Origin of the sequence: Micromonospora sp. NPDC023966, from assembly GCF_040639095.1 — a bacterium.
Lineage (GTDB): Bacteria > Actinomycetota > Actinomycetes > Mycobacteriales > Micromonosporaceae > Micromonospora.
In genome coordinates this window covers 202,162-223,331 of record NZ_JBEZZJ010000002.1, presented here as the reverse complement: position 1 = coordinate 223,331, position 21,170 = coordinate 202,162, and the positions used below count along the sequence as shown (strand labels likewise).

General features: G+C 73.0%; 16 protein-coding genes. 5 read left to right on the top strand and 11 right to left on the bottom strand.

Features of this window, described 5'->3' with window-relative positions:
* Positions 1 to 7: 7 nt before the first annotated feature.
* A complete protein-coding gene (locus tag AB0F68_RS05195) occupies positions 8 to 1,360 on the top strand; it encodes an oligosaccharide flippase family protein (protein ID WP_357333090.1) in 1,353 nt (450 codons plus the stop codon).
* A 153-nt stretch (positions 1,361 to 1,513) separates the two neighbouring features.
* Positions 1,514 to 2,812, top strand: a complete 1,299-nt coding sequence (locus AB0F68_RS05190; protein ID WP_357333089.1) for a glycosyltransferase — start codon at positions 1,514 to 1,516, stop codon at positions 2,810 to 2,812.
* Between the two features lie 99 nt (positions 2,813 to 2,911).
* On the opposite strand, the gene AB0F68_RS05185 is transcribed toward AB0F68_RS05190, so the two are convergent.
* Genes AB0F68_RS05185 through AB0F68_RS05175 form a run of 3 tightly spaced genes read right to left on the bottom strand, consistent with a single transcriptional unit; the run spans position 2,912 to position 6,182 of the window.
* The gene (locus AB0F68_RS05185; protein WP_357333088.1) at positions 2,912 to 3,823 is read right to left on the bottom strand and encodes an SDR family oxidoreductase; all 912 of its coding nucleotides are present in this window, start codon (positions 3,821 to 3,823) and stop codon (positions 2,912 to 2,914) included.
* Positions 3,820 to 5,136, bottom strand: a complete 1,317-nt coding sequence (locus AB0F68_RS05180; RefSeq protein WP_357333087.1) for a glycosyltransferase family 4 protein — start codon at positions 5,134 to 5,136, stop codon at positions 3,820 to 3,822. The genes AB0F68_RS05185 and AB0F68_RS05180 overlap by 4 nt, the downstream gene beginning before the upstream one ends.
* Positions 5,133 to 6,182, bottom strand: a complete 1,050-nt coding sequence (locus tag AB0F68_RS05175; RefSeq protein ID WP_357333086.1) for a polysaccharide biosynthesis protein — start codon at positions 6,180 to 6,182, stop codon at positions 5,133 to 5,135. Before AB0F68_RS05175 ends, AB0F68_RS05180 begins: the two co-directional genes overlap by 4 nt.
* Before the next feature lie 243 nt (positions 6,183 to 6,425).
* Between AB0F68_RS05175 and wecB the strand changes: the two genes are divergently transcribed.
* Complete coding sequence (gene wecB, locus AB0F68_RS05170; RefSeq protein ID WP_357333085.1) at positions 6,426 to 7,538, top strand: UDP-N-acetylglucosamine 2-epimerase (non-hydrolyzing); 1,113 nt, start codon at positions 6,426 to 6,428, stop codon at positions 7,536 to 7,538.
* Between the two features lie 78 nt (positions 7,539 to 7,616).
* On the opposite strand, the gene AB0F68_RS05165 is transcribed toward wecB, so the two are convergent.
* From AB0F68_RS05165 to AB0F68_RS05145, 5 genes are all read right to left on the bottom strand, one after another.
* Positions 7,617 to 9,503, bottom strand: a complete 1,887-nt coding sequence (locus tag AB0F68_RS05165) for a nucleoside-diphosphate sugar epimerase/dehydratase (protein ID WP_357333084.1) — start codon at positions 9,501 to 9,503, stop codon at positions 7,617 to 7,619.
* A gap of 143 nt (positions 9,504 to 9,646) precedes the next feature.
* On the bottom strand, positions 9,647 to 10,285 hold the full coding sequence (locus tag AB0F68_RS05160) for a NeuD/PglB/VioB family sugar acetyltransferase (protein ID WP_357333083.1): 639 nt from the start codon (positions 10,283 to 10,285) through the stop codon (positions 9,647 to 9,649).
* On the bottom strand, positions 10,282 to 11,430 hold the full coding sequence (locus AB0F68_RS05155; RefSeq protein WP_357333082.1) for an aminotransferase class I/II-fold pyridoxal phosphate-dependent enzyme: 1,149 nt from the start codon (positions 11,428 to 11,430) through the stop codon (positions 10,282 to 10,284). The genes AB0F68_RS05160 and AB0F68_RS05155 overlap by 4 nt, the downstream gene beginning before the upstream one ends.
* Positions 11,427 to 12,155, bottom strand: coding sequence for a sugar transferase (locus tag AB0F68_RS05150; RefSeq protein WP_357333081.1), 729 nt, complete (start codon positions 12,153 to 12,155; stop codon positions 11,427 to 11,429). The genes AB0F68_RS05155 and AB0F68_RS05150 overlap by 4 nt, the downstream gene beginning before the upstream one ends.
* Positions 12,156 to 12,313: 158 nt before the next feature.
* Positions 12,314 to 13,747, bottom strand: a complete 1,434-nt coding sequence (locus AB0F68_RS05145; protein ID WP_357333080.1) for a D-glucuronyl C5-epimerase family protein — start codon at positions 13,745 to 13,747, stop codon at positions 12,314 to 12,316.
* A 198-nt stretch (positions 13,748 to 13,945) separates the two neighbouring features.
* On the opposite strand from AB0F68_RS05145, the gene AB0F68_RS05140 reads away from it, so the two are divergent.
* On the top strand, positions 13,946 to 14,956 hold the full coding sequence (locus AB0F68_RS05140) for a DUF389 domain-containing protein (RefSeq protein ID WP_357333334.1): 1,011 nt from the start codon (positions 13,946 to 13,948) through the stop codon (positions 14,954 to 14,956).
* On the opposite strand, the gene AB0F68_RS05135 is transcribed toward AB0F68_RS05140, so the two are convergent.
* On the bottom strand, positions 14,919 to 15,353 hold the full coding sequence (locus tag AB0F68_RS05135; RefSeq protein ID WP_357333079.1) for a hypothetical protein: 435 nt from the start codon (positions 15,351 to 15,353) through the stop codon (positions 14,919 to 14,921). The genes AB0F68_RS05140 and AB0F68_RS05135 overlap by 38 nt on opposite strands.
* A 298-nt stretch (positions 15,354 to 15,651) precedes the next feature.
* Positions 15,652 to 18,186, bottom strand: coding sequence for a Tex family protein (locus AB0F68_RS05130; protein ID WP_357333078.1), 2,535 nt, complete (start codon positions 18,184 to 18,186; stop codon positions 15,652 to 15,654).
* A gap of 152 nt (positions 18,187 to 18,338) precedes the next feature.
* Here AB0F68_RS05130 and dgt point away from each other — a divergent pair, with 152 nt between their 5' ends.
* Entirely contained in the window at positions 18,339 to 19,850 is a 1,512-nt protein-coding gene (gene dgt, locus AB0F68_RS05125; protein WP_357333077.1) for a dGTP triphosphohydrolase, read from the top strand.
* A 9-nt stretch (positions 19,851 to 19,859) separates the two neighbouring features.
* On the opposite strand, the gene AB0F68_RS05120 is transcribed toward dgt, so the two are convergent.
* Positions 19,860 to 21,005 (bottom strand): MBL fold metallo-hydrolase, encoded by a 1,146-nt coding sequence (locus tag AB0F68_RS05120; RefSeq protein ID WP_357333076.1) that lies wholly within the window; start codon positions 21,003 to 21,005, stop codon positions 19,860 to 19,862.
* Positions 21,006 to 21,170: the final 165 nt, after the last annotated feature.

Below are 21,170 nucleotides of genomic sequence, written 5' to 3'. Positions count from 1 at the left end.
CGACGCGATGCGGTGGACGGGACTGCGCGCGGCGGCGCGGTCCCGGCTGAGCGTGAGCCGTCGAGGCGTGCTGAGCATCGCCTCGGGCACCGTCGGCGGCCAACTGCTCCTGCTCGCCGCGGCACCCGCACTGGCGCGCCTCTACTCACCGGCCGACTTCGGCGTCTTCACCGTGATCGCGACCCTGGTGGCAACCCTGGGGACGGTCGCGGCGTTCCGCTTCGACCTGGCCGTGCCGCTTCCGGAGCAGGAACGCGGCGCGCACGCGCTGGTGGCCCTGGGGCTCAACTGCGCCCTGCTGACGGCGACGCTGGGCACCGCCGTGGTGGCGGTGGCCGGCGACCCGGTCGCCGACGCGTTCGGCCAGCCCGCCCTGCGGACCTGGCTGTGGCTGGTCCCGTGGGCCTCCGCGGCGATGGGGTGCCTCCTGGTGCTCAACCAGCTCGCGATCCGCCACCGCCGGTACGCCTCCATCGGCCGCCGGAACTTCCTGCAGTCCGTCTCGATGCTGGTCACCCAGCTCCTCGCGGGAGCGGCCGGTGTGCGTGCGGGCGGCCTTGCCCTGGGCCTGGCTCTCGGTCAGGCGGCCGGCGCGCTCATGCTGGCTCCCGGCGCCCGCCTGGGCGGCGCGGAGGCCAGAGCCGCCCGCAGTCCTCGGGAGCTGTGGCGGACCGCGCTGCGGTACCGCCGGTTTCCCCTCGTGCTGGCGCCGTCGGGGCTGCTCAACGTGCTGGGGCTCCAGCTTCCGGTCTTGCTGATCGCCTTCTGGTACGGCAGCACCGCCGCGGGACTGCTCGGCCTCACCCAGCGGGTCCTCGCGGCGCCGGCGGCCCTGCTCGGCACCGCCGTCGCCCAGGTCTACCTCGGCGAGCTCGCCCGGGCAGCCCGCGAGACGCCCGAGCGGACGCCGCGGATCTTCCTCAACGCGAGCCGTCAGCTCGTCCTGATCGCGTTTCCGGCCGCGGCCCTCGTCGTGCTGGCGGCGCCGATGCTCTTCCGGCTCGTGTTCAGCGACGAGTGGGCGGGCAGCGGGGCGTTCGCCCAGGCCCTGGCGATCGGCACGGCCGCGCACCTCGTCGCCTCGCCGTTGTCGCAGACGCTGGTCGTCTTCGGTCGCCAGGGTCTCCAGCTCACCTGGGACGTGGCGCGGATCGTCGTCGTCTCCGGCACGGTCGGGATCACCTGGCTCGCCGGTGGGTCGGCGCTGACCGCCGTGTGGGGGTTCGGGATCGCGACCGCCGTCGCCTACGCGGCCTGCTGGCTGCTGTCGCTGCGGACGGTCGTCGGCGGCAGCGATGCGGGGAGGCGGGTTCGCGACGACGGGCCGTCCGTGCCGGCGCGGCAGGCGGAACCGGTGTGACCGGTCCGGCCGCCGCGCGGGATTCCGCATAACTCGGGGCATAGCGGGTCGTTGATCCGAACGTTGACAGAACGGACACCTGCCGGGGTGGCCGACGCTGCGACGCCTCCGCTCGCGCTGAGGCCCCGTCCCACGAGGAACGAGTCAACCGACATGCGACCCCGACTGCTGATCATCGCCTACGTCTTCCCGCCCTCGGAATCGGTGGGTGCCCGACGGCCGGGCGAACTGGCCAGGTTCGCCGCCGACCGGAAGTGGGACGTGCGGGTGCTGACCGCGACGCCGGCGGACCCGGGCGCACCGGATCCCGGTATTCCGGAGAGCCAGATCCTCCGGGCCGCCCCGGTGCCCCGGTCGGCCCAGCTCGTCTCGTCCGTACGCCGCGCGGAGGCCCGGTCCCGGGTGGGCCGGCGCCAACTGCTGACAGCGCTCGGCGCGATCGGGCGGGAGGTCCTGATCCCGGACGCCTGTGTCAACTGGGTGGTGCCGGCCGTCCGGCAGTTCCTGCGGAACCGGGACGGTTGGCGCCCCGATGTGATCATGGTGACCGGTCCGCCGGCGTCGGCATACCTGGTCGCCGCGAGAATCGCGCGCCGGTTGGACGTGCCCTGGGTCGCGGACTACCGGGACCTGTGGACGGTCGGCAACGACTACTGGCCGTACGGCCGCACCCGCATCCGTCAGGTCATCGACCGCCGGATGGAGCACCGGCTGCTCCGCTCGGCCGCGAACTGCGTCACGATCTCCGAGCCGCTGGCCGAGATCATGCGAACCACGTTCGGGATCGACACCGAGGTCGTCATGAACGGCATCGACCGGCAACCGCCGGCGTCCGACGAGGCCGAGCCCCCCGCCTGGCAGCCGGCTGCATCTGGACCCGCGACGCTGACCCTGGCGCACACCGGCCGGCTCAACCCGGGCAAGCGGGATCCCGCACCGTTGCTGGACGCGGTCGCGCTGCTCGGGCCCGAGGCCCGGCGCGTCAACGTGGTCTTCGCCGGTGAGGACAACGGAGTGGCCCAGGCGGCGACCGAACGCGCCGGAGTCGCCGACTCGGTGACCAATCTGGGCGAGGTGTCGGCCGAGAAGTCGTGGCGGGTCCAAGCGGAGGCCGACGTTCTGGTGCTGGTCATGTGGAACGACCCGCGCGACGCCGGGACGGTGCCCGGAAAGTTCTTCGACTACCTGCGGGCCCGTCGTCCGATCCTCATGATCGGGCACCCCGACGGGATCGTCGCGGACATCCTGCGGTCCCGCCACGCCGGCGTCGTCCTCAGCGATCCGGGGCAGATCGCCGACCAGTTGCGAATGTGGCTGGCCGAGAAGGACCGGACCGGCCGGGTCCCGGAGCTGGCGCCGTCCACGCTGGACGGCCTCTACCGGGAGGACCAGTTGGCGCGGTACCTCGAGATCCTCTCCGCCGCGGCCGACACGCACCGGCCGCGGCGCTGACCCGGCCGCTCCCCGTCGCCCGCCCGGCGGCCTCGCCCGGTTTCGGGGACGCCGTCGGGCCGGGGCGCCGGGGGACGCCCGCGGCCCGCGGACGGCTGGTCAGGACGGCGACGGGTCGCCGCCCGGCGCGGTGGGGGAGGCCAGACCCCAGCGTGTCCGGGCCGCGTGCAACTGGGCGATCATCTCCGGCCAGGAGGGCGGCCGGTAGCCGGTGACCGCGGCGAGCGCCTCGGCCGACAGGGACCGGTCGCAGACGAATCCGTCGTAGGGCACGATCTCCCCGGTCCAGCCGTACTCGGCGGCGACGAGACGGAGCAGGTCGTACTTGGGGATCGGCGCCGCCGCGACGTGGTACAGCCCGGCGACGTCGGTACGCGGCAGGATCACCGTGCGCAGCAATCGGGCGAACTCGAGGGTCGTCACCCCGCTGTAGATGGCCTTGGTGTAGCCGCTCACCACACCGGACCGGGTGAGGAACCAGTCGACGAGGGACCGGTTCGAGGCCAGCTCGTGACCGATGATCGACGTCCGCAGCGTCAGCGCGCCGCCCTCCGTCGCCTCGCCCAGCAGCTTCGACCGCCCGTACAGGTCCGGCGGGTCGGGCAGGTCGGTCTCCACGTAGGCGCCGCGGTCGCCGGAGAAGACGCAGTCGGTGCTGACGTGGATCAACCGGGCGCCCACGGCGGCGCACTCGCGGGAGAGCAGGTGGGGAAAGAGCGCGTTCAGCGACACCGTCCCGACGGCGTCCTGCACCTCCGGGCGCTGCTTGACGATTCCCACGCAGTTGACCACCGCGTCCGGCCGGACGTCGTGCAGCAGCCGCCGGATCCCGTCGACGTCGCGCGCGTCCACACCGGTCCTGACCCGGACGGCGAGATCGGCCGGCAGCAGGCCCGTCACCTCCCGCGCCCGGGCGGTGCCGTGCACCTCGACGTCCGGATCCCGGTCGAGCTCCCGCAGCAGGGTGTGGCCCAGCATTCCGGTTACGCCGAGGACGAGAACCCGGGTCATCGTGTCTTCCTCTCCCGGCGGGTGGCCGCGCCACCTCGCCGTGCGGCATCCGTCAGCAGGTCGGCGAGCACCTGCGCGTTGATGGCTTCGCTCATGTGCCCGAGGTAGTGCCGCCGGCCCGCGTCGCCCATGGCGCGCAACAGGTGCGCCGGCGTCGCACGCGCCTGCCGGATGACCTCCGCCAGACCGACCGGGTCGCCCGGCGGTGCGGCGAACCCTGCCCCGGCCCCGGTCACGATGCGGGCGGCATCGCCGGGTGCGCAGACGAGGGCGGGCCGGCCGCTGGCGAGGATCGCCTGGACCTTGCCCGGGAGGGTGATGCGGAACAGCGGCTCGTCGGCCAGCGACACCAGCTGGAGGTCCGCCGCCGCCATGGTGGCCGAGATCAGGTGCGGCTCGATCGGGTCGACGGAGTGCACCGTCGCCAACCGTCGGGCCGTCGCCCGCTGGCGCAGGGCCTCGCGTTCCACACCGTCGCCGACGAGCACCAGGTGCACGTCCGGCAGGTCACGCAGGTGCTCCATCGCCTCGACGGCCACGTCGAGCCGCTGGGCGGCGCCGACGTTACCGGCGTACATGACGACGAAGTCGCGCGGGCCGAGGCCGAGACGCGCCCGGAACTCCCGGTCCGGCTCGGTCGGTTGCATCACCTTCTCATCGGCCCAGTTGTAGACCACCGACACCTTCTCGGCCGGCACGCCGCGCGCCAGCACCGTCTCGCGCAGGCCGGGGGAGGGGACCGTGACGTGGTCGGCCCAGCGATAGACGCGGTCGGTGAACCGGCCGAGGGCGTTCTGGGCGAGGCGGCGACCCGGGCCGTCGGCCAGGAACCCGGTGGCGAAGACCGAGTCGGGCCACAGGTCCATCACCATGAGCACGTACGGGGTGCCCCACCGCAGCCGGGCGGCCATCGCGGCGCTGGCGGCGGTGATGGGCGAGCCGTAGACCAGCGACACGTCGGCGGAGCGCAGGAGGCGTCGACCGAAGAGGGTGGACGAGGCGGCCCAGCTCAGGTAGTTGGCGGCGCGGCGGACCGCCGAGCGGTCGTGGCTCGGGTACAGCGGGGACCGCAGCACGTGCAGGCCGTCACGGTCCTCCACGGTTCGGCGATGGGCCCGGTAGCCGGGATGTACGGTGCCGGTCGGATAGTTGGGCACCCCGGTCAGCACGTCCACGGCGAAGCCGTATCCCCGCAGCGCCCGGGCGATGCCCAGCGGGATCCCGGTCGGCTCCGGGGGGAACCACTGACTGACCAGCGCCACCCGGTCGGCACGCTCGTCGGCGGTGCGGCCCGGCCCGGTCGCGCCGGTCACGCGCGGGTGGCGACGGTCGGCAGGGCGATCGCGTCGAGCTGTGCGCGGATCTCCGGCAGGGTCGACAGCAGCGCCATGACCTCGGCGACGTCCAACCGGCGGGCGTTGTGCGAGTGGTAGTCCACCCGGTGGTCGCGGTCGGTGTCGCCCTCGTCGAAGTAGAGGCCGTAGTTGAGGTCCCGGCTGTCCACCGGTACGCGCAGGAAGTCGGCGAAGTCCTCGGCCCGAGCCAGGTCCTCGCGGCTGGCCAGCGTCTCGTAGAGCTTCTCGCCGTGCCGGATCCCCAGCACGTCGAACTTCGCCGGGACCCCGAACAGGTTGCACAGCGCCGTGGCGAGGTCCCCGATCGTGCAGGCGTCCGCCTTGCGGATGAACACGTCACCCGGCTGGCCGTGGTGGAAGGCGTGCTCGACCAGCTCGACCGACTGTTCCAGCGACATGAGGAACCGGGTCATGGCCGGCTCGGTCACGGTGAGCGGGACCCCGTTGCGGATCTGCTCGATGAACAGCGGAATGACGGAGCCGCGGGAGTACATGACGTTGCCGTAGCGGACGCAGCAGACCCGCGTACGGGCGCCGGGGTTGTTGCGGGCGTGGGCCTGGGCCACCTTCTCCATGAGTGCCTTGGTCATCCCCATCGCGTTGACCGGGTAGACCGCCTTGTCGGTGCTGAGCAGCACCAGAGCCTCGACCGCGTTGCGCTCGCAGGCGTCCACCACGTTGGCGCTGCCCAGGACGTTGGTCCGGAGCGCCTCGAGCGGGAAGAACTCGCAGGACGGCACCTGCTTGAGCGCGGCGGCGTGGAACACGTATTCGACGCCGCGGGTCGCCTTGACGGCGCTGTCCTGGTCTCGGACGTCTCCGACGTAGTAGCGGACCCGGTCGTCGCGGAGCCGGTGCCGCATGGCGTCCTGCTTGGACTCGTCGCGGCTGAGGACACGCACCTCTTCGGCCCCGGCGTCCAACAGGCGGGTGACCATCGTCTGGCCGAACGAGCCGGTCCCGCCGGTGATCAGGAAGCGTCGACCCGAGAGCGAGGAAGCCACATCTCCTCCAGTCCTCCCCCGTCCCGGTGACGGGAGTTCACATCGCGATTGAATAAGACACTACTGCCCAATAACGATTAGAACCCCCATAAGGGCACATAAGGGAGGAAGGTGATGTGGGCCGGAGGGCTGAGGCCGTGAGACGGCCGCGACCGTCGCCCGTCCGAGTTCGTTGGTCCAACGATTGGCAGCTGCCGGCAGACGCTGGGCCGGCTCGGCGAGAGGCACGACATGACGCGGGTGATGACGGTGGTGGGAACCCGGCCGGAGATAATCCGGCTCTCCCGGGTGATCGCCAGGCTCGACGACGCGGTGGACCACACGCTGGTGCACACCGGGCAGAACTGGGACAGCTCGTTGTCCGACGTCTTCTTCAAGGAGCTGCGGATCCGCGAGCCCGACCGGTTCCTCCGGGTCGACACGTCGTCGCTGGGACGCGTACTGGGCGGCGTGCTCGTCGGCCTGGAGTCGGCGATCGCCGAGCTGCGACCGGACGCCCTGCTCGTGCTCGGCGACACCAACAGCTGCATCGGGGCGCTGATGGCCCGGCGGATGAAGGTGCCCGTCTACCACATGGAGGCGGGCAACCGGTGCTTCGACCTCAACGTGCCGGAGGAGACGAATCGGCTCCTGGTCGATCACGTCTCCGACTTCAACCTGGTCTACACCGAGCACGCCCGGCGCAACCTGCTGGCCGAGGGACTGCACCCGCGTCGGATCCTGCACACCGGCTCGCCCATGCGCGAGGTGCTGGAGCACTATCGGACGGGCATCGCCGCTTCGACGCTCCTGCGCCAGCTGGAGCTCACGGCGGACCGGTACTTCCTGGTCAGCGCCCATCGCGAGGAGAACGTCGACCGTCCGGACCGGCTCGCCCGGCTGCTGGACTGCCTGCGCGCGGTACGCGACCACTGGGGCTTCCCGGTGCTCGTCTCCACGCACCCCCGGACCCGCAAGAGGCTGGAGGCGCTGGCGCCGGACGCGAGCGTGCTGGACGGAATCGCCTTCCACGAACCGTTCGGCCTGCTCGACTACGTGCACCTGCAGACGAAGGCGTACTGCACGCTGTCCGACAGCGGGACGATCAGCGAGGAGGCCGCCATCCTCGGCTTCCCCGCGGTCACGCTGCGCGAGTCGATCGAGCGACCGGAGGCGCTCGACGCCGGCGGCATCATCATGACCGGGCTGGACCCGGAGGGCGTGGTCGAGGCGGTGCGGGTGACCGTGGACCAGGTTGCCGCGCAGGGCGTTCCCTGTCCGGTCGACTACCAGGTCCCGGACACCTCCCGCCGGGTGGTCGACTTCATCCTCTCCACCGTCCGCCGTCACCATGACTGGGCGGGCATCCGCCGCTGACCGCGGCACACAGCGGGGCGGCACCTGGTCGGTGCCGCCCCGTTGCGTCTGTCGTGCGCCGCCCGGCTCCGTCCCGGATCAGCGCTCGGTGCTCAGCGACGACAACCGGACGTCCAGCGGCCCGTCCGCCGCGGGCGCGAACGGCTGGGCGGCGAGCAGCGCGAGCTGCTCGACGACCTCCGCCGGCTCGGCGTACGGGTCGAGCCCGCTGACCTCCATCGGGTCCAGCGGGGGCACGGCGACGTGCGACACCAGGGGGTGGAACGGGCGGGTGTCCATCTCGCCCGTGCCGAGCAGGTCCTCGTGCAGCTTCTCACCGGGGCGCAGGCCGGTGTAGACGATCGGCACCGAACTGGACGCCTGCTCGGCCATCTGGCGGGCCAGGTCGAGGATCCGCACCGGCTCGCCCATGTCGAGTACGAGGGCCTCCCCGTCGCGCCCGATCCCGGCCGCCTGGAGCACCAGGTGGACCGCCTCCTGGACGGTCATGAGGTAGCGGGTCACGTCAGGGTGGGTGACGGTGAGCGTCTTCCCGGCCTCGATCTGCCGCTGGAACGCCGTCACCACCGACCCGCGGCTGCTCAGCACGTTGCCGAACCGGACGCTGAGGAAGGTCCCGGGAAACCGGGAGGCGGCGTGCGCGGTCAGCCGTTCGGTGATCCGCTTCGAGTAGCCCAGCACGCTGATCGGGTCGGCCGCCTTGTCCGTGGAGATGTTCACGAACTTCGCGACGTCCTGGCAGGCGTCCAGCACGGACAGCGTGCCCCAGACGTTGGTCTTGACCGCCTCGCCGGGATGCCGCTCGAGCAGTGTGAGGTGCTTGAGCGCGGCGGCGTGGAAGATGATCTCCGGACGCCGTTCCCGGATGATCCGCCGGATGCCCTCGTCGTCGCGCAGGTCGGCGAGAATCAGCTCCGGCCCGTCCAGCATGGCGCGTCCGGAGAGCGACATCTGGAGGCTGTGCAGGGCGGACTCGTCCCGATCCAGCATCATCAGCTCGCCCGGATCGGCCTTCATCACCTGGCGGCACAGCTCGGAGCCGATCGAACCGCCGGCGCCGGTGACCAGGATGCGTCGGCCGGTCAGGCTGGTGGCGCTCATCGGCAGGTCGCCGACGACCTGGCGCCGGCCGAGCAGGTCGCTGATCTGCACGTCCCGGACAGCGGTGACGGTGATCCGGTGGTCGACCAGGTCCCGCACCGGCGGCAGTACCTTGAACGCCGCGCCGGTCTGGAGGGTCGCCTCGCGGATCTCGCGGATCAGCATGGCGTCGGCGTTCGCCACCGAGAAGATGACGGTGCTGGCGCCGGTACGTTCGACGGCCGTGGCGATGTCGCGGCGGCCGCCGAGCACGCGTACGCCGCCGACCCGCAGGTCACGCTTGTCCGGATCGTCGTCGAGCGCGCCGACCGGCAGGTACCGGCCACGCGGATCGCTCAGCATGGCCCGCAGCAGTCCCTGGCCGGCGTCGCCCATCCCGAACAGCAGCACGGGTGTCGAGGACCGGACGTCCGGACGCATGGCGAGATCGCGCCGGTGCCGGTAGGTGACCCGTGCGCCGAGCATGAACAGCAGGGCCAGGGCCCCGCCCACCAGCGGGGTGCTCGCCGGCACGGGGCGTTCGGCCGAGGGCAGCAGGCCCAGCAGCACGATCGCGGCCGTCGTGATGGTGGTCCCGGCCACCCCCTGCACCTCCTGCAGGCTGCCCAAGGGGTGGCGTCCGGAGTAGAGACGGCGCAGCGATGCCACCGCCACGTACATGACGGCGGCTCCGGCCCCGATGATCGCCGACCGGCTGAGCTGACCCGGGGGAAGCTGGAACTCGTACCTGCTCCAGACGGCCGCGATGAACCCTCCGACCCAGGCGATCGTGTCGGTAGCGAGGAAACCCGCGGTGCGGAGGCGGGCTCTCGCCCGGCGCGCCCGCTGCTGCGTGCGTTCGGTGCTCGCTGTGTCCTGCGGCATGTAGTGGCTCCCCTGTCGCGTCCTGACCGCTTCCGCCGCATGGCAGAAGGAGCGTTGCGCCCGTTGTCCTTGTTACAGGTATTTTGTTCCGTTTGGGGGGTTTTGCTGAGGCAGCAGGTGGCGTTTCGTCCGTCCGAACGGCTTCAGCGCGCCGGTACGCCCTTCACCACGACCCGGTCGGGCACATCGCGGACGACGCACGCGCCGGCCCCTACCGTGCTGTCCCGCCCGACCCGCAGGCCCTGCAGCACCGCGGCGGTGGTGCCGATCAGCACGCCCTCCGCGCAGTGGCAGTCACCGGACACGGCGGCGAGCGGGTTGACCGACACGAAGTCGGCGAGTGAGCTGTCGTGACCGACGGTGGCGTTCTGGTTCAGGTGCACGTGCCGGCCGATGGCGACGTTCATGGTGACCCGCGCTCCGGCGAAGGCGACGAACCCGGGCCCGTACCGGTTGTCCGGGCCGATGGTGGCGTCCGGGTGGACGAGGCTCGCGGCCGGCACACCGTACGCGTCGACCCGCGCGGCGACGGACCGCCGGACCCGCGGGTCCCCGATCCCGATGACGTGGTGGGTCTCCGGCGGAGCGTCGCGCAGCCAGGCGACGCCACCGAGATACGGCACGTCGAGGCGTTGGACCCGCTTCAGGTTCTCCTCCGACGGTCGGTCGTCGACGAACCCGGCCAGCTGCCAGCGTGGCCCGCCGGCGGCGACCACCGCCCGCGCGATGGTCAAAGTCTCGCGACCGTGACCGCCGCAACCCACGATCACCAGTGGCGTCACGCGGACGACCCTCCGGTCCGGACGGTCAGGAAGTCGTCGATCGCGCCCAGCACCGTGGCGATCTGCCGCTCGGTGAGCGCGCTGCCGCTGGGCAGCGTCAGCCCCTCGGCGAACAGGTCGTCGGCGGCCCCGGTGAGCAGGCTCTCCGAGTCGGCGTACGCGGGCTGCCGGTGCATCGGATTCCACACCGGCCGCGTCTCGATGTCCTGCTCACGGAGGTGCGCGGCGAGATCGGCGGCTCGCCAACCGGCGCGGTCCGGGCGTACCCGGATGACGGTCAGCCAGCAGTTCGACGCCCCGTCCTCCGCGCCGACCAGCTCGACGCCGGGCACCGGAGCGAAGAGCTTCGCGTACCGGTCGCGCAACTGCCGCCGCCGGCCGATCATCCCGTCCAACCGCACCAGCTGGGCCCGGCCGAGCGCGGCCAGCAGGTTGCTGAGCCGGTAGTTGTAGCCGGTCTCCCGATGCTCGTAGTGCAGCGTGGGCTCGCGCGCCTGGGTGGCCAGGTGCCGGGCTCGCGCCAGCAGCGGCAGGTCGTCGGAGACGAGCATGCCGCCCCCGGAGGTGGTCATGATCTTGTTGCCGTTGAAGGAGAGCAAACCGGCCCGGCCGAATGATCCCGCCGCCCGGCCGTGGTGCGTGGCGCCGAGCGCCTCCGCGGCGTCCTCGACCACCGGCACGTCCGCCTCCGCGCACAGCGGAAGCAGCGCGGTGTAGTCGGCGCAGCTGCCGAACATGTCGACGGGGACCACGGCGCCGACCCGTTCGCCGCGCTCGCGCAGCCGGCGCAGCAACTCGGCGACCAGCGGGACGTCGACGTTGCCGGTGCGCGGATCGCAATCGACGAAGGCCGGCCGGGCGCCGGTGTACCGGACCGCGTTCGCGGTCGCGACGAACGTCAGCGTGGGAACCAGCACCACGTCCCCGGGCCCGACACCGACCCCGAGCAGGGCCAGGTGCAGTGCAGCCGTACCCGAACTGACCGCCACCGCACCGCGGGTGCCGACCCGGCTCGCGATCTCGCGCTCGAACGCATCCAGGTCCGGACCGGCGGGCGCGACCCAGCCGGAGCGGAGGGCCGCGATCAGGTACGACTCCTCGAGCGGCCCGACGTCGGGCGCCGAGAGGTGAACCGTACGCGTCATCGCCGGTCGCCCGGCCGTACCGTCATGACCGGCGTGCGCCCCGTCGCGGTGGCGCGCGGAGACGAGACCGGTGAACCGAGGAACTCCGGTGCGGTGGCCATCCCGGCGGCCGAGATGCCCTCGCGGCGCAGCACGGTACGGACAGTCGCGGCGAGGATGGCGAGGTCGAGCCGGAGGCAGCGGCTGTCGACGTACTCCACGTCGAGGTCGAACTTCTCCTCCCAGCCCAGGCTGTTGCGACCGCGTACCTGGGCGAGGCCGGTGACGCCGGGCCGGACCTCGTGCCGACGGGCCTGGGCGGGCGTGTAGCGGGCCAGGTACACCGGCAGCAGCGGACGCGGGCCGACGAGGCTCATGTCACCCCGCAGCACGTTCCAGAGCGTGGGCAGCTCGTCGAGGCTGGTGGCGCGCAGCCAGCGACCCAGCGGCGTGAGCCGGTCGTCGTCGGAGATCAGACCGCGGCGCGGGTCCGGTGAGCGCATCGTCCGGAACTTGACCAGCTCGAACGGCTCGCCGTGGCGGCCGGCGCGGCACTGGCGGAACAGGACCGGGCGGCCGAGCCCCACGGCGACCACCAGCGCGACCATCGCCAGCACCGGCGCGAGCAGCACGAGCAGGACGGCGGCCACGACGACGTCGAGGGCCCGCTTCGGCCGGTCCGACCGCTTCGGCCGGTCCGGTGGCCGAAGCGGGCTCTCGAGTGTCAGCACACCAGGAACCGGCACGTTCCCACCTCCCGCTCGATCCGCCAAACCGCCCAGACTGGTTATAACAGTCACAGACGCGACATGTGGCTCAGACGGGAACAGTCAGTGCCGATCCCGTCAGATCAAACCGTCGAGGCCGGTGTGAGGACACGGGTGGCACGTCGGTTCGGTCCGGGCTACGGAGCCGGCTGCAGGCCGTCGGCGGCCGGCAGCCAGAACCCGGCGTACACGCCGGCAGTGACCTGGTAGCTGAGCTTTCCGTTGACCCAGGCGCTGGCGCCGAAGGGGGCCGAGGAGGCTTGGGAGAACGTGAACGTCCTGCTCGCGGTCACGGCCCAGCCCGGTCCGTACTGGTATCCGGTGTAGGTGCCGGTGCCGAAGCGCAACGTCCGCTGCGGCGTGTAGACGTGCCGGACCACGGCGCCCAGCAGTATCCGCTCACCGGGCGCCTCGGACACGAGGAAGCCGGCCAGTGCCCCGTTGTAGATGCGGTAGTGGATGCCCCGGCCCGGGATGCGGATGCGCTGGTCGGCGTTGGCATTGGACTGCCGGGAGAGGGTCAGCGACTTCTGCTCGAGGATCGTGCCCGCCGAGTTGAACCGGTAGCCGACGTGCGTACCGCCGGAGAACACGACGGTGCCGGAGACCGCCGGCGTCGGGTAGTCCTCACGGAACAGATCGGCCAGGCCCGCGAAGACCGGCGCCCGGGTCATCTCGTACGTCTTCAGCAGCTGCCCGATGTGCACCGGGTGGTAGCCCGCATACGAGTTGGGGCACCCGATGGAGTACCGACTGATCCACTGCGGCGCGCGGAAGTCCACCGGTACGTGGTGGCGCAGGGTCGTGGCGGCCCCGTCGAAGATCGCGGCGGCGCGCGGGTCAGCGGTCAACCGCCAGTAGTCGTAGACGCCGTAGAGGCTGAAGATGTGGCCGTTGAGGACGCGCTCACCGGTCACCCCGGGCGTGACCGGGTACTCCTCGAGCCACAGGTAACCGGCGTCGTCCACCCAGGTGGCCCAGGGCAGCCCGGACCCGGGCGGGAGGAGCAGGCTGGCGAAGGTGCGGTCCGCGGCCTCGCGCCACTTCTGGTCGCCGGTGACCTCGTGGAGGCGCACGAACAGGCTCAGTAGCTGCCCCTGTGACATGGCGCTGTACCAGGGCGCGTGGACGACGGGCATCTGCGCGCAGCGGGGGAAGTCGAACTCGTACGGGTACCACCAGGCGTCCCGCGACACCACCTTCCGGTCGAGGTTCCGTTGCGCCTGGGCGACCGCCCGGTCGAGGAACAACGGGTCCCGGTTGGCCAGGTAGGTGCGCAGGTTGCTCAGCCCCCACTGGGCCTGCGCGACGGGATGGTCGTAGGTCTGGCCGTTGTACTGGAACAACCGGACGCCCTGCTCGTCGTGGAGGTTGGGGTCCACGCGCGGTGCCAGCGGGCTGTCGTTGTACGCCAGGTCCGCCGCCGGCATGGGCTGGGGTCGGAAACCGTCCCGGGCATATCCCGTCACGTCAGCCGCGGCCCGCGCCGTCGCCGTGGCGGCCTCGGCCCGCTTCCCCGTAGCGCCCCCGGCGGCCGTGATGACCAGCGCGAAGACCAGAAGTGCACGCATCGTCGGATCGGACTTCCGCACAAAGGCCCGCATACGGGAACCGTAGGAAGGCGACTCTCGGTGACGGTCGGTGCGTCGGGATTCCGACAGCCGGATACGGTCGGCCGCAGGGCGTCGCCGTCCGCACGCGGTCGCGGTCCGCGTGACGAACGCGCAGTAGAGTGCTCGCGGCCGCACCGGCGGAGGATGGGGGAGACCGTGCTGCATCTGCGGGTGATCGCGCCCACCGACCGTTCGTCGGCGGTCGTCGACCTGCTGACGGCCGATCCCGGTGTCACCCACCTCGTGGTGCTGGCCGGGGCCGCCCGCCAGCCGGCCGGTGACTACATCACCTGCGACGTGGTGCGGGAGAGCGCCGACGGCGTGCTGCGCGGGCTCCAGGAACTGGGCGTCGAGGCGCACGGGGCGATCGCCGCGGACGACGTGGAGCTGACCCTGTCCGCGGCGGCGGACAAGGCCGCGGAGGACGCCCCCGGGCACGGTGAGGACGCTGTGGTCTGGGACGAGATCGCCGCGAAGACCGGCGAGCAGACCGTGCTCACCGGCACCTTCCTGGCGCTGATCACCGTGGCCACCATGATCGCCGGCGTCGGCGTGCTGCTCGACCAGCCCATCCTGATCGTCGGCGCCATGGTGGTCGGCCCGGAGTTCGGCCCGCTCGCCGCGCTCTGCGTGGCGCTGCTGCGCCGGCAGCCGCGCGTCATCGGTCGCTCGGTGCAGGCCCTGCTCGTCGGCTTCCTCGCCGCCATGCTGGTCACCGTGCTGAGCACCTGGGCGCTCACCGCCGCCGGGCTGGTCAGCCGGGACATGCTGCTGGCCGACCGGCCGCTCACCGACTTCATCTGGCGCCCGGATGCGCTCTCCTGGGTGGTCGGCGTGCTCGCCGGGGTCGCCGGCATGCTCTCGCTGACCTCGAAGAAGTCCGGCTCCCTGGTCGGCGTGCTGATCTCGGTGACCACCGTGCCGGCGGCGGCGAACGTGGCGGTCGCGGCGGCCTACGGGGTCTGGCCCGAGGCGGCCGGTTCCGCCCTCCAACTGGTGATCAACCTGGCCGCCATCGTGCTGGCCGGCCTGCTCACCCTGGTCGTGCAGCTCTGCTGGTGGCGGCGCGTGGAGCGGCGCTCGACGCGGGGAGTGCCCCGGCAGCGGGCCGACCACCGGCTGGCGCGGGTCAGCGCCAGTCGTCGCCCGCCTCGAGACGCAGGCTGAGCAGCGTCGCCAGGGGCACCGACTCGCCGTCCCGGCCGCCGCGCCCGACCACCAGCGGCGGCGGGGCGGGCTCCGGGTCCGCCCCGAAGAGGCGTGACCGCAGGCTCGGCGGCACGGTGAGCAGGTAGAAGCGACCCTCCGTGTCCACGGCCCGGCTGTGCGCCCGGTCCACGTACCAGCCGGTGATCCGGGTGCGGTAGCGACCCCGCCCGTCGTAGCCGGCCGCAGTCAGCCGGTCGGTGCGCAGCCCGCGCCGCAGCGCCTCGGCGGCGAACCGAGCCACCAGGTCCCCGGCCTCCGCCTGCTCCGCGGCCCGCTGCCGGGCGTCGGCCGCCGCATGCGCCCGCACCGCCCGGCGCTGCCGCTCCCGCCACTCCAGGCCGTCGTCCCCACCCACGCCCGCGAGGGTACGCGCCCCGCCCGCGCCGCAGAGGGGGTGGACGTGCGGGCCTTGCCGAGTGGACGTTCGGAGCTGACGGCCGAGTCGCCAAGGTCAAGACGAGCGAGCGGTCGCGGAGCCGGCGCTGCCGCGCCACCGACCGCCGCTTTGCGGATCTTGGACAGTTGTCGTTCGGAGCGAACGGCAACTGTCCAAGATCTCGAGCGTCGGCCCGTGCCGCCGGCACGCTGGACGTGGCGTCCGCGAGGCAAGGGCCGTGGCGGGGGTGGGGTCGCCCCTTCGCCCCCGTGAGGCCTCAGGCCAGGCCGGCGCGGCGCAGCGCGTCCGCCATGGCGCTGTTGGCCGGCGCCGCAGCCCCGCCGCCGCGCCCCTGCCGCTGCTGCGGACCGCCGCGGGAGCCGCCCCGGTCGTCGCCGCGCCGACCGCCCTGTCCGCCACTGCCCTGACCGCGCTGATCCCCGCCGCGCTGACCGCTGCCGCCCTGGCCGCCGCGCTGATCGCCGCCGCCCTGGCCGCGCTGATCGCCGCCGCGCTGACCGCTGCCGCCCTCGCCGCCGCGACGGCCGCTGCCGCCCCGGTCACCACCCTGGCCGCCGCGGTCGCGGCGCCCGTCGCCGCCCGGCGCGCGTCCGCCGCCGGCCGGGGCCTCGTCGTCCAGCCGCAGGGTCAGCGAGATCCGCTTGCGGGGCACGTCGACGTCGAGCACCCGGACCCGCACCACGTCGCCCGACTTCACCACGTCGCGCGGGTCCTTGACGAAGGTGTGCGACATGGCGGAGACGTGGACCAGGCCGTCCTGGTGCACGCCGACGTCGACGAACGCGCCGAACGCGGCCACGTTGGTGACCACGCCCTCCAGCACCATCCCCGGGGTCAGGTCGCTGATCTTCTCCACCCCCTCCACGAAGGTGGCCGTCCGGAACTCCGGGCGCGGGTCGCGGCCGGGCTTCTCCAGCTCGGCGAGGATATCGGTGACGGTGGGCAGGCCGAAGGTGTCGTCGACGAACTCGGTCGCCCGGAGCCCGCGCAGGATGGCCGACTTCCCGATCAGCGCGCGCAGGTCCTGCCCGGTGTGGGCGAGGATCCGCCGCACCACCGGGTACGCCTCGGGGTGCACGCTGGAGGAGTCGAGCGGATCGTCGCCGCCGGGGATGCGCAGGAAGCCGGCGCACTGCTCGAACGCCTTCGGCCCGAGCCGCGGCACCTTCTTCAGCTCGCCCCGGGTGCGGAACGGCCCGTTGGCGTCGCGGTGCAGCACGATGTTCTCGGCCAGCCCGGCGCCGATGCCGGAGACCCGGGTGAGCAGCGGGGCGGAGGCGGTGTTGACGTCGACGCCGACGGCGTTGACGCAGTCCTCGACCACCGCGTCGAGGGAGCGGGAGAGCTTCACCTCGGACAGGTCGTGCTGATACTGCCCGACGCCGATCGAGCGCGGGTCGATCTTCACCAGCTCGGCCAGGGGGTCCTGGAGGCGGCGGGCGATGGAGACCGCGCCGCGCAGCGAGACGTCCAGCCCGGGCAGCTCCTGCGAGGCGTACGCGGAGGCGGAGTAGACCGACGCGCCGGCCTCGGAGACCACCACCTTGGTCAGCTTCAGCTCGGGGTGCCGCTTGATCAGGTCACCGGCGAGCTTGTCGGTCTCCCGGCTGGCGGTGCCGTTGCCGATGGCGACCAGCTCGACGCCGTGCGCCGCGGCGAGCGTCGCCAGCGTGTGCACGGAGGCGTCCCACTGCCGGCGCGGTTCGTGCGGATAGATCGTGTCGGTGGCGACCACCTTGCCGGTGGCGTCGACCACGGCCACCTTCACGCCGGTGCGCAGGCCCGGGTCGAGGCCCATGGTGGGGCGGGCGCCGGCCGGCGCGGCCAGCAGCAGGTCGCGCAGGTTGGTGGCGAAGACCCGGACGGCCTCCTCCTCGGCCGCCTGCCACAGCCGCAGCCGCAGGTCGGCGCCGAGGTGGATGAGGATCCGGGTACGCCAGGCCCAGCGCACCGTGTCGGTGAGCCACCGGTCGGCGGGCCGCCCCTGGTCGCTGACCCCGAACCGGCCGGCGATGGCGGCCTCGTAGCGGGTGGGGCCGGTGACCACGGCGTCGGAGTCGCTTTCGGCCTCCGGGTCCATGGTCAGGTCGAGCACGCCCTCCTTCTCGCCCCGGAACATGGCGAGGATCCGGTGCGAGGGGAGCCTGGTGTACGGCTCGGCGAAGTCGAAGTAGTCGGCAAACTTGGCGCCGGCGGCCTCCTGGCCCTCGCGTACCCGGGAGACCAGGCGGCCCCGCGACCACATCTGCTCGCGCAGCGTGCCGATGAGGTCGGCGTCCTCGGCGAAACGCTCGATCAGGATGGCCCGGCCGCCGTCGAGCGCGGCGGCGGCGTCGGCCACCCCCTTGTCGGCGTCGGCGAAGCCGGCGGCCGCCTCCCGGGGGTCCCGCGTCGGGTCGGCCAGCAGCGTGTCCGCGAGGGGCTCCAGCCCGGCCTCGCGGGCGATCTGCGCCCGGGTGCGCCGCTTGGGCTTGTACGGCAGGTAGATGTCCTCGAGCCGGGACTTCGAGTCGGCCGCCATGATCTGCGCTTCCAGGGCCTCGTCGAGCTTGCCCTGGCCGCGGATGGACTCCAGCACCGCGGCCCGCCGCTCGTCGAGCTCGCGCAGGTAGCGCAGCCGCTCCTCCAGGGTGCGCAGTTGCGCGTCGTCGAGCAGGCCGGTGGCCTCCTTGCGGTAGCGGGCGATGAACGGCACCGTGGCGCCGCCGTCGAGCAGCTCCACGGCCGCCCGCACCTGCCGTTCGGCGACGCCGAGTTCCTCGGCGATCCGCTGGTGCACAGACTGGGTCACGATCTGATCCGCCTTCTCCGGTGGGTTCGGCAGCCATTGTGCCGGTCGCGCCACGGCCGGGCGCGCGGCACCCGCCGGCCCCATTCGGCGCAGCCGCCTCGACTGGCACACGGGCATCACGACCTGCGGCACCCTGCGCTAGCGTGGCGATCATGGAACAAGCTGCGGATCCGCGGGCCCGGCGGCTCTTCGGCGGGAGCGCCCGGGCGCTCGGTGACCTGGCGGCCAGCCCCTTCCGGGCGGACCGGGACCGGATCGTCGGGTCGCCGTTCTTCGCCCGGTTGAACGGGGTGACCCAGGTGATCAGCCCGGGCGGGTCGGGGCTGCTGGTGCACAACCGGCTCACCCACAGCCTGAAGGTGGCCCAGGTGGCCCGGGCGGTCGCCGAGCGGCTGACCGCCGACCCGGCGCACCGCGACCTGCTGGAGAAGCTGGGCGGCTGTGACCCGGACGTGGTGGAGGCCGCGGCGCTCGCCCACGACCTCGGCCACCCGCCGTTCGGGCACCTGGGGGAGCGGGTGCTGGACCGGCTGGCCCGGCAGCGGCTCGGGCTGGCCGACGGTTTCGAGGGCAACGCGCAGTCGTACCGGATCGTCACCAGCACCGAGATCCGCGGCGCGGCGACCACCGGCCTGGACCTGACCGCGGCGGTCCGGGCGGCGATGCTGAAGTACCCGTGGACCCGGCTGGACCACCCGGATCCGCATCCGCGGCACCTGGACCCGGCGCCGCGCGGCGCGGCCGCCCCGCCGGACGACCCGGAGAGTGGGTCGGCGAAGTTCGGCGCGTACCGGACCGAGATGGACGACCTGCGGCAGGCCCGGGAGCCGTTCGCCGGCCGGATTCCGGACTGGCAGCAGACCCCGGAGGCGTCGATCATGGACACCGCCGACGACATCGCGTACGCCATCCACGACGTGGAGGACTTCTACCGGGTCGGGGTGCTCCAGCAGGGCGCGGTGGCCGCCGAGCTGATGGCCTGGCAGCGCGAGTGCGGGCACTTCCGGGCGATCACCGCCTCGGCGCTGGCCGCGGCGGGCCGGCGGCCGGGCGCGGCGATCGAGCGGCTGCGCCGCCAGTTGCACCGCAAGGACGCCTGGGTGGCCGACGACGAGGCGTTCGCCGCCGCCGTCGAGCACGTCCGCGAGGAGTTGGTGGAGGGGCTGCTGGCGCTGCCCTTCGACGGCTCGATCGAGGCCGAGCAGTACGTGGCCCGGTTCTCCGCCCGCTGGTCCACCCGGTTCGTGGATGCCATCACGGTGACCCCGGAGCCGGACGTGCGCTCGGGGTACGTGCAGCTGGCCAAGCCGCAGTGGCACGAGGTGCAGGTGCTCAAGTTCGTCCACCACCGGTTCGTGCTGGCCCGGCCGGACCTGGCCCTGCACCAGCGGGGCCAGGCGCGGTTGCTCGGCACCCTGGTGGAGGCGCTCTGGGAGTGGCTGCTCGACCCGGAGGAGGAGTCCCGGCTGCCCCGCCGGCTGCACGACCTGGTCGAGCTGGCCGAGGCGGAGCTGCACCCGCGTACCGCGGACCGGATCGGGCGGGCCCGGGGGCGGGCCATCGTCGACTTCGTCGCGCAGCTCACCGACGGGCAGGCGGTGGCGATGCTGGACGCGCTCTCCGGCCGCTCCGGCGCCCTCTGGACGGACGCCTTCGTGCTCTGACGGGCGGGGTCAGGCGACGGCCTGCCACCAGCCGTCCACCGCCGGCGGGTCGTCCACCACCACCCGCTCGCCGGGGCGTGGCACGGCCAGCCGGACGTCCCGGGCCTTCGCCTCGGCCCAGAGCCGGTCCACCGGCTCCGACCAGTCGTGCAGGGCCAGGTTGAAGGTGGCCCAGTGCACCGGGACGAACAGCCCGCCGCGCAGGTCGAGGTGGGCGGCGACCGCCTCCTCGGGAAACATGTGGATGCTCGGCCAGGCCCGGTCGTACGCGCCGATCTGCATGAGCGTGACGTCGAACGGGCCGTGGTCGGCGCCGATCCCCGTGTAGCCGTCGAAGTAACCGGAGTCGCCGGTGTAGAAGACCTTCCGCTGCGCGCCGGCCACCACCCAGGAGCTCCAGAGCGTGCCGTCGCGGCGCAGCCCGCGCCCGGAGAAGTGCTGGGCGGCGGTGGCGGTGACGGTCAGCCCGCCGACCCGGTGGCTCTCCGACCAGTCCAGCTCGACGATCCGGTCCTCCGGCACGCCCCACCGGTCCAGGTGGGCGCCGACGCCGAGCGGCACCAGGAACGGCGCGGACTGGTGTTCGAGCAGCGCGCGTACGGTCGCCATGTCCAGGTGGTCGTAGTGGTCGTGCGAGATCAGGATGGCGTCGAGCCGGGGCAGCTCCTCGAGGCGGACCGGCGGCTCGTGGATGCGGCGCGGGCCGACCAGCGCGGACGGGGAGCAGCGGTCGCTCCACACCGGGTCCAGCAGCACCCGGTGCCCCTCGATCTCGACGAGCGTGGAGGCATGGCCGTACCAGACGACGTTCAGCTCCCGGGCCGGGTCGGCCGGCGCCGGGTCGGCCGGGCGCAGCAGCGGCACGGCGCTGCCCGGCCGACGCTTCTGCTTGCCGAAGATCAGCTCCTTGACCAGGTTGCGGCCCGGGTCGGCGACCATGGTGCTGCGGCTGCCCGACGGGTTGCGGAACGTCCCGTCCCGGAAGCGCGGCGAGCGGGCGGCCCGCTCCGCGCGGGCGCCGGTGAGCCGGCCGCCGAGCTGGGCGGGCACGTCGCGCGCCGCCCAGGCCAGCCCGGCCACCGCGGCCAGCCCCGCCATCCGCCACAGCCGCCCGCCGACTGCCCGGTCCAGTTGCCGGTCGTCCGGTTCCCGCATGTCCCGTCCCTCCGCCGTGTCCCGCAGTACACGGTAGCCATCCACCCGCCGCCCCGCCCGGGCGACCACACCAGCCGGCGCCGCTCAGCGCAGCCGGCGCAGCAGCGCCGAGCCGGCCGCTGCGGTCACCCCGCCCACCGACCGGACCGCCCGCGGCACGTCCGT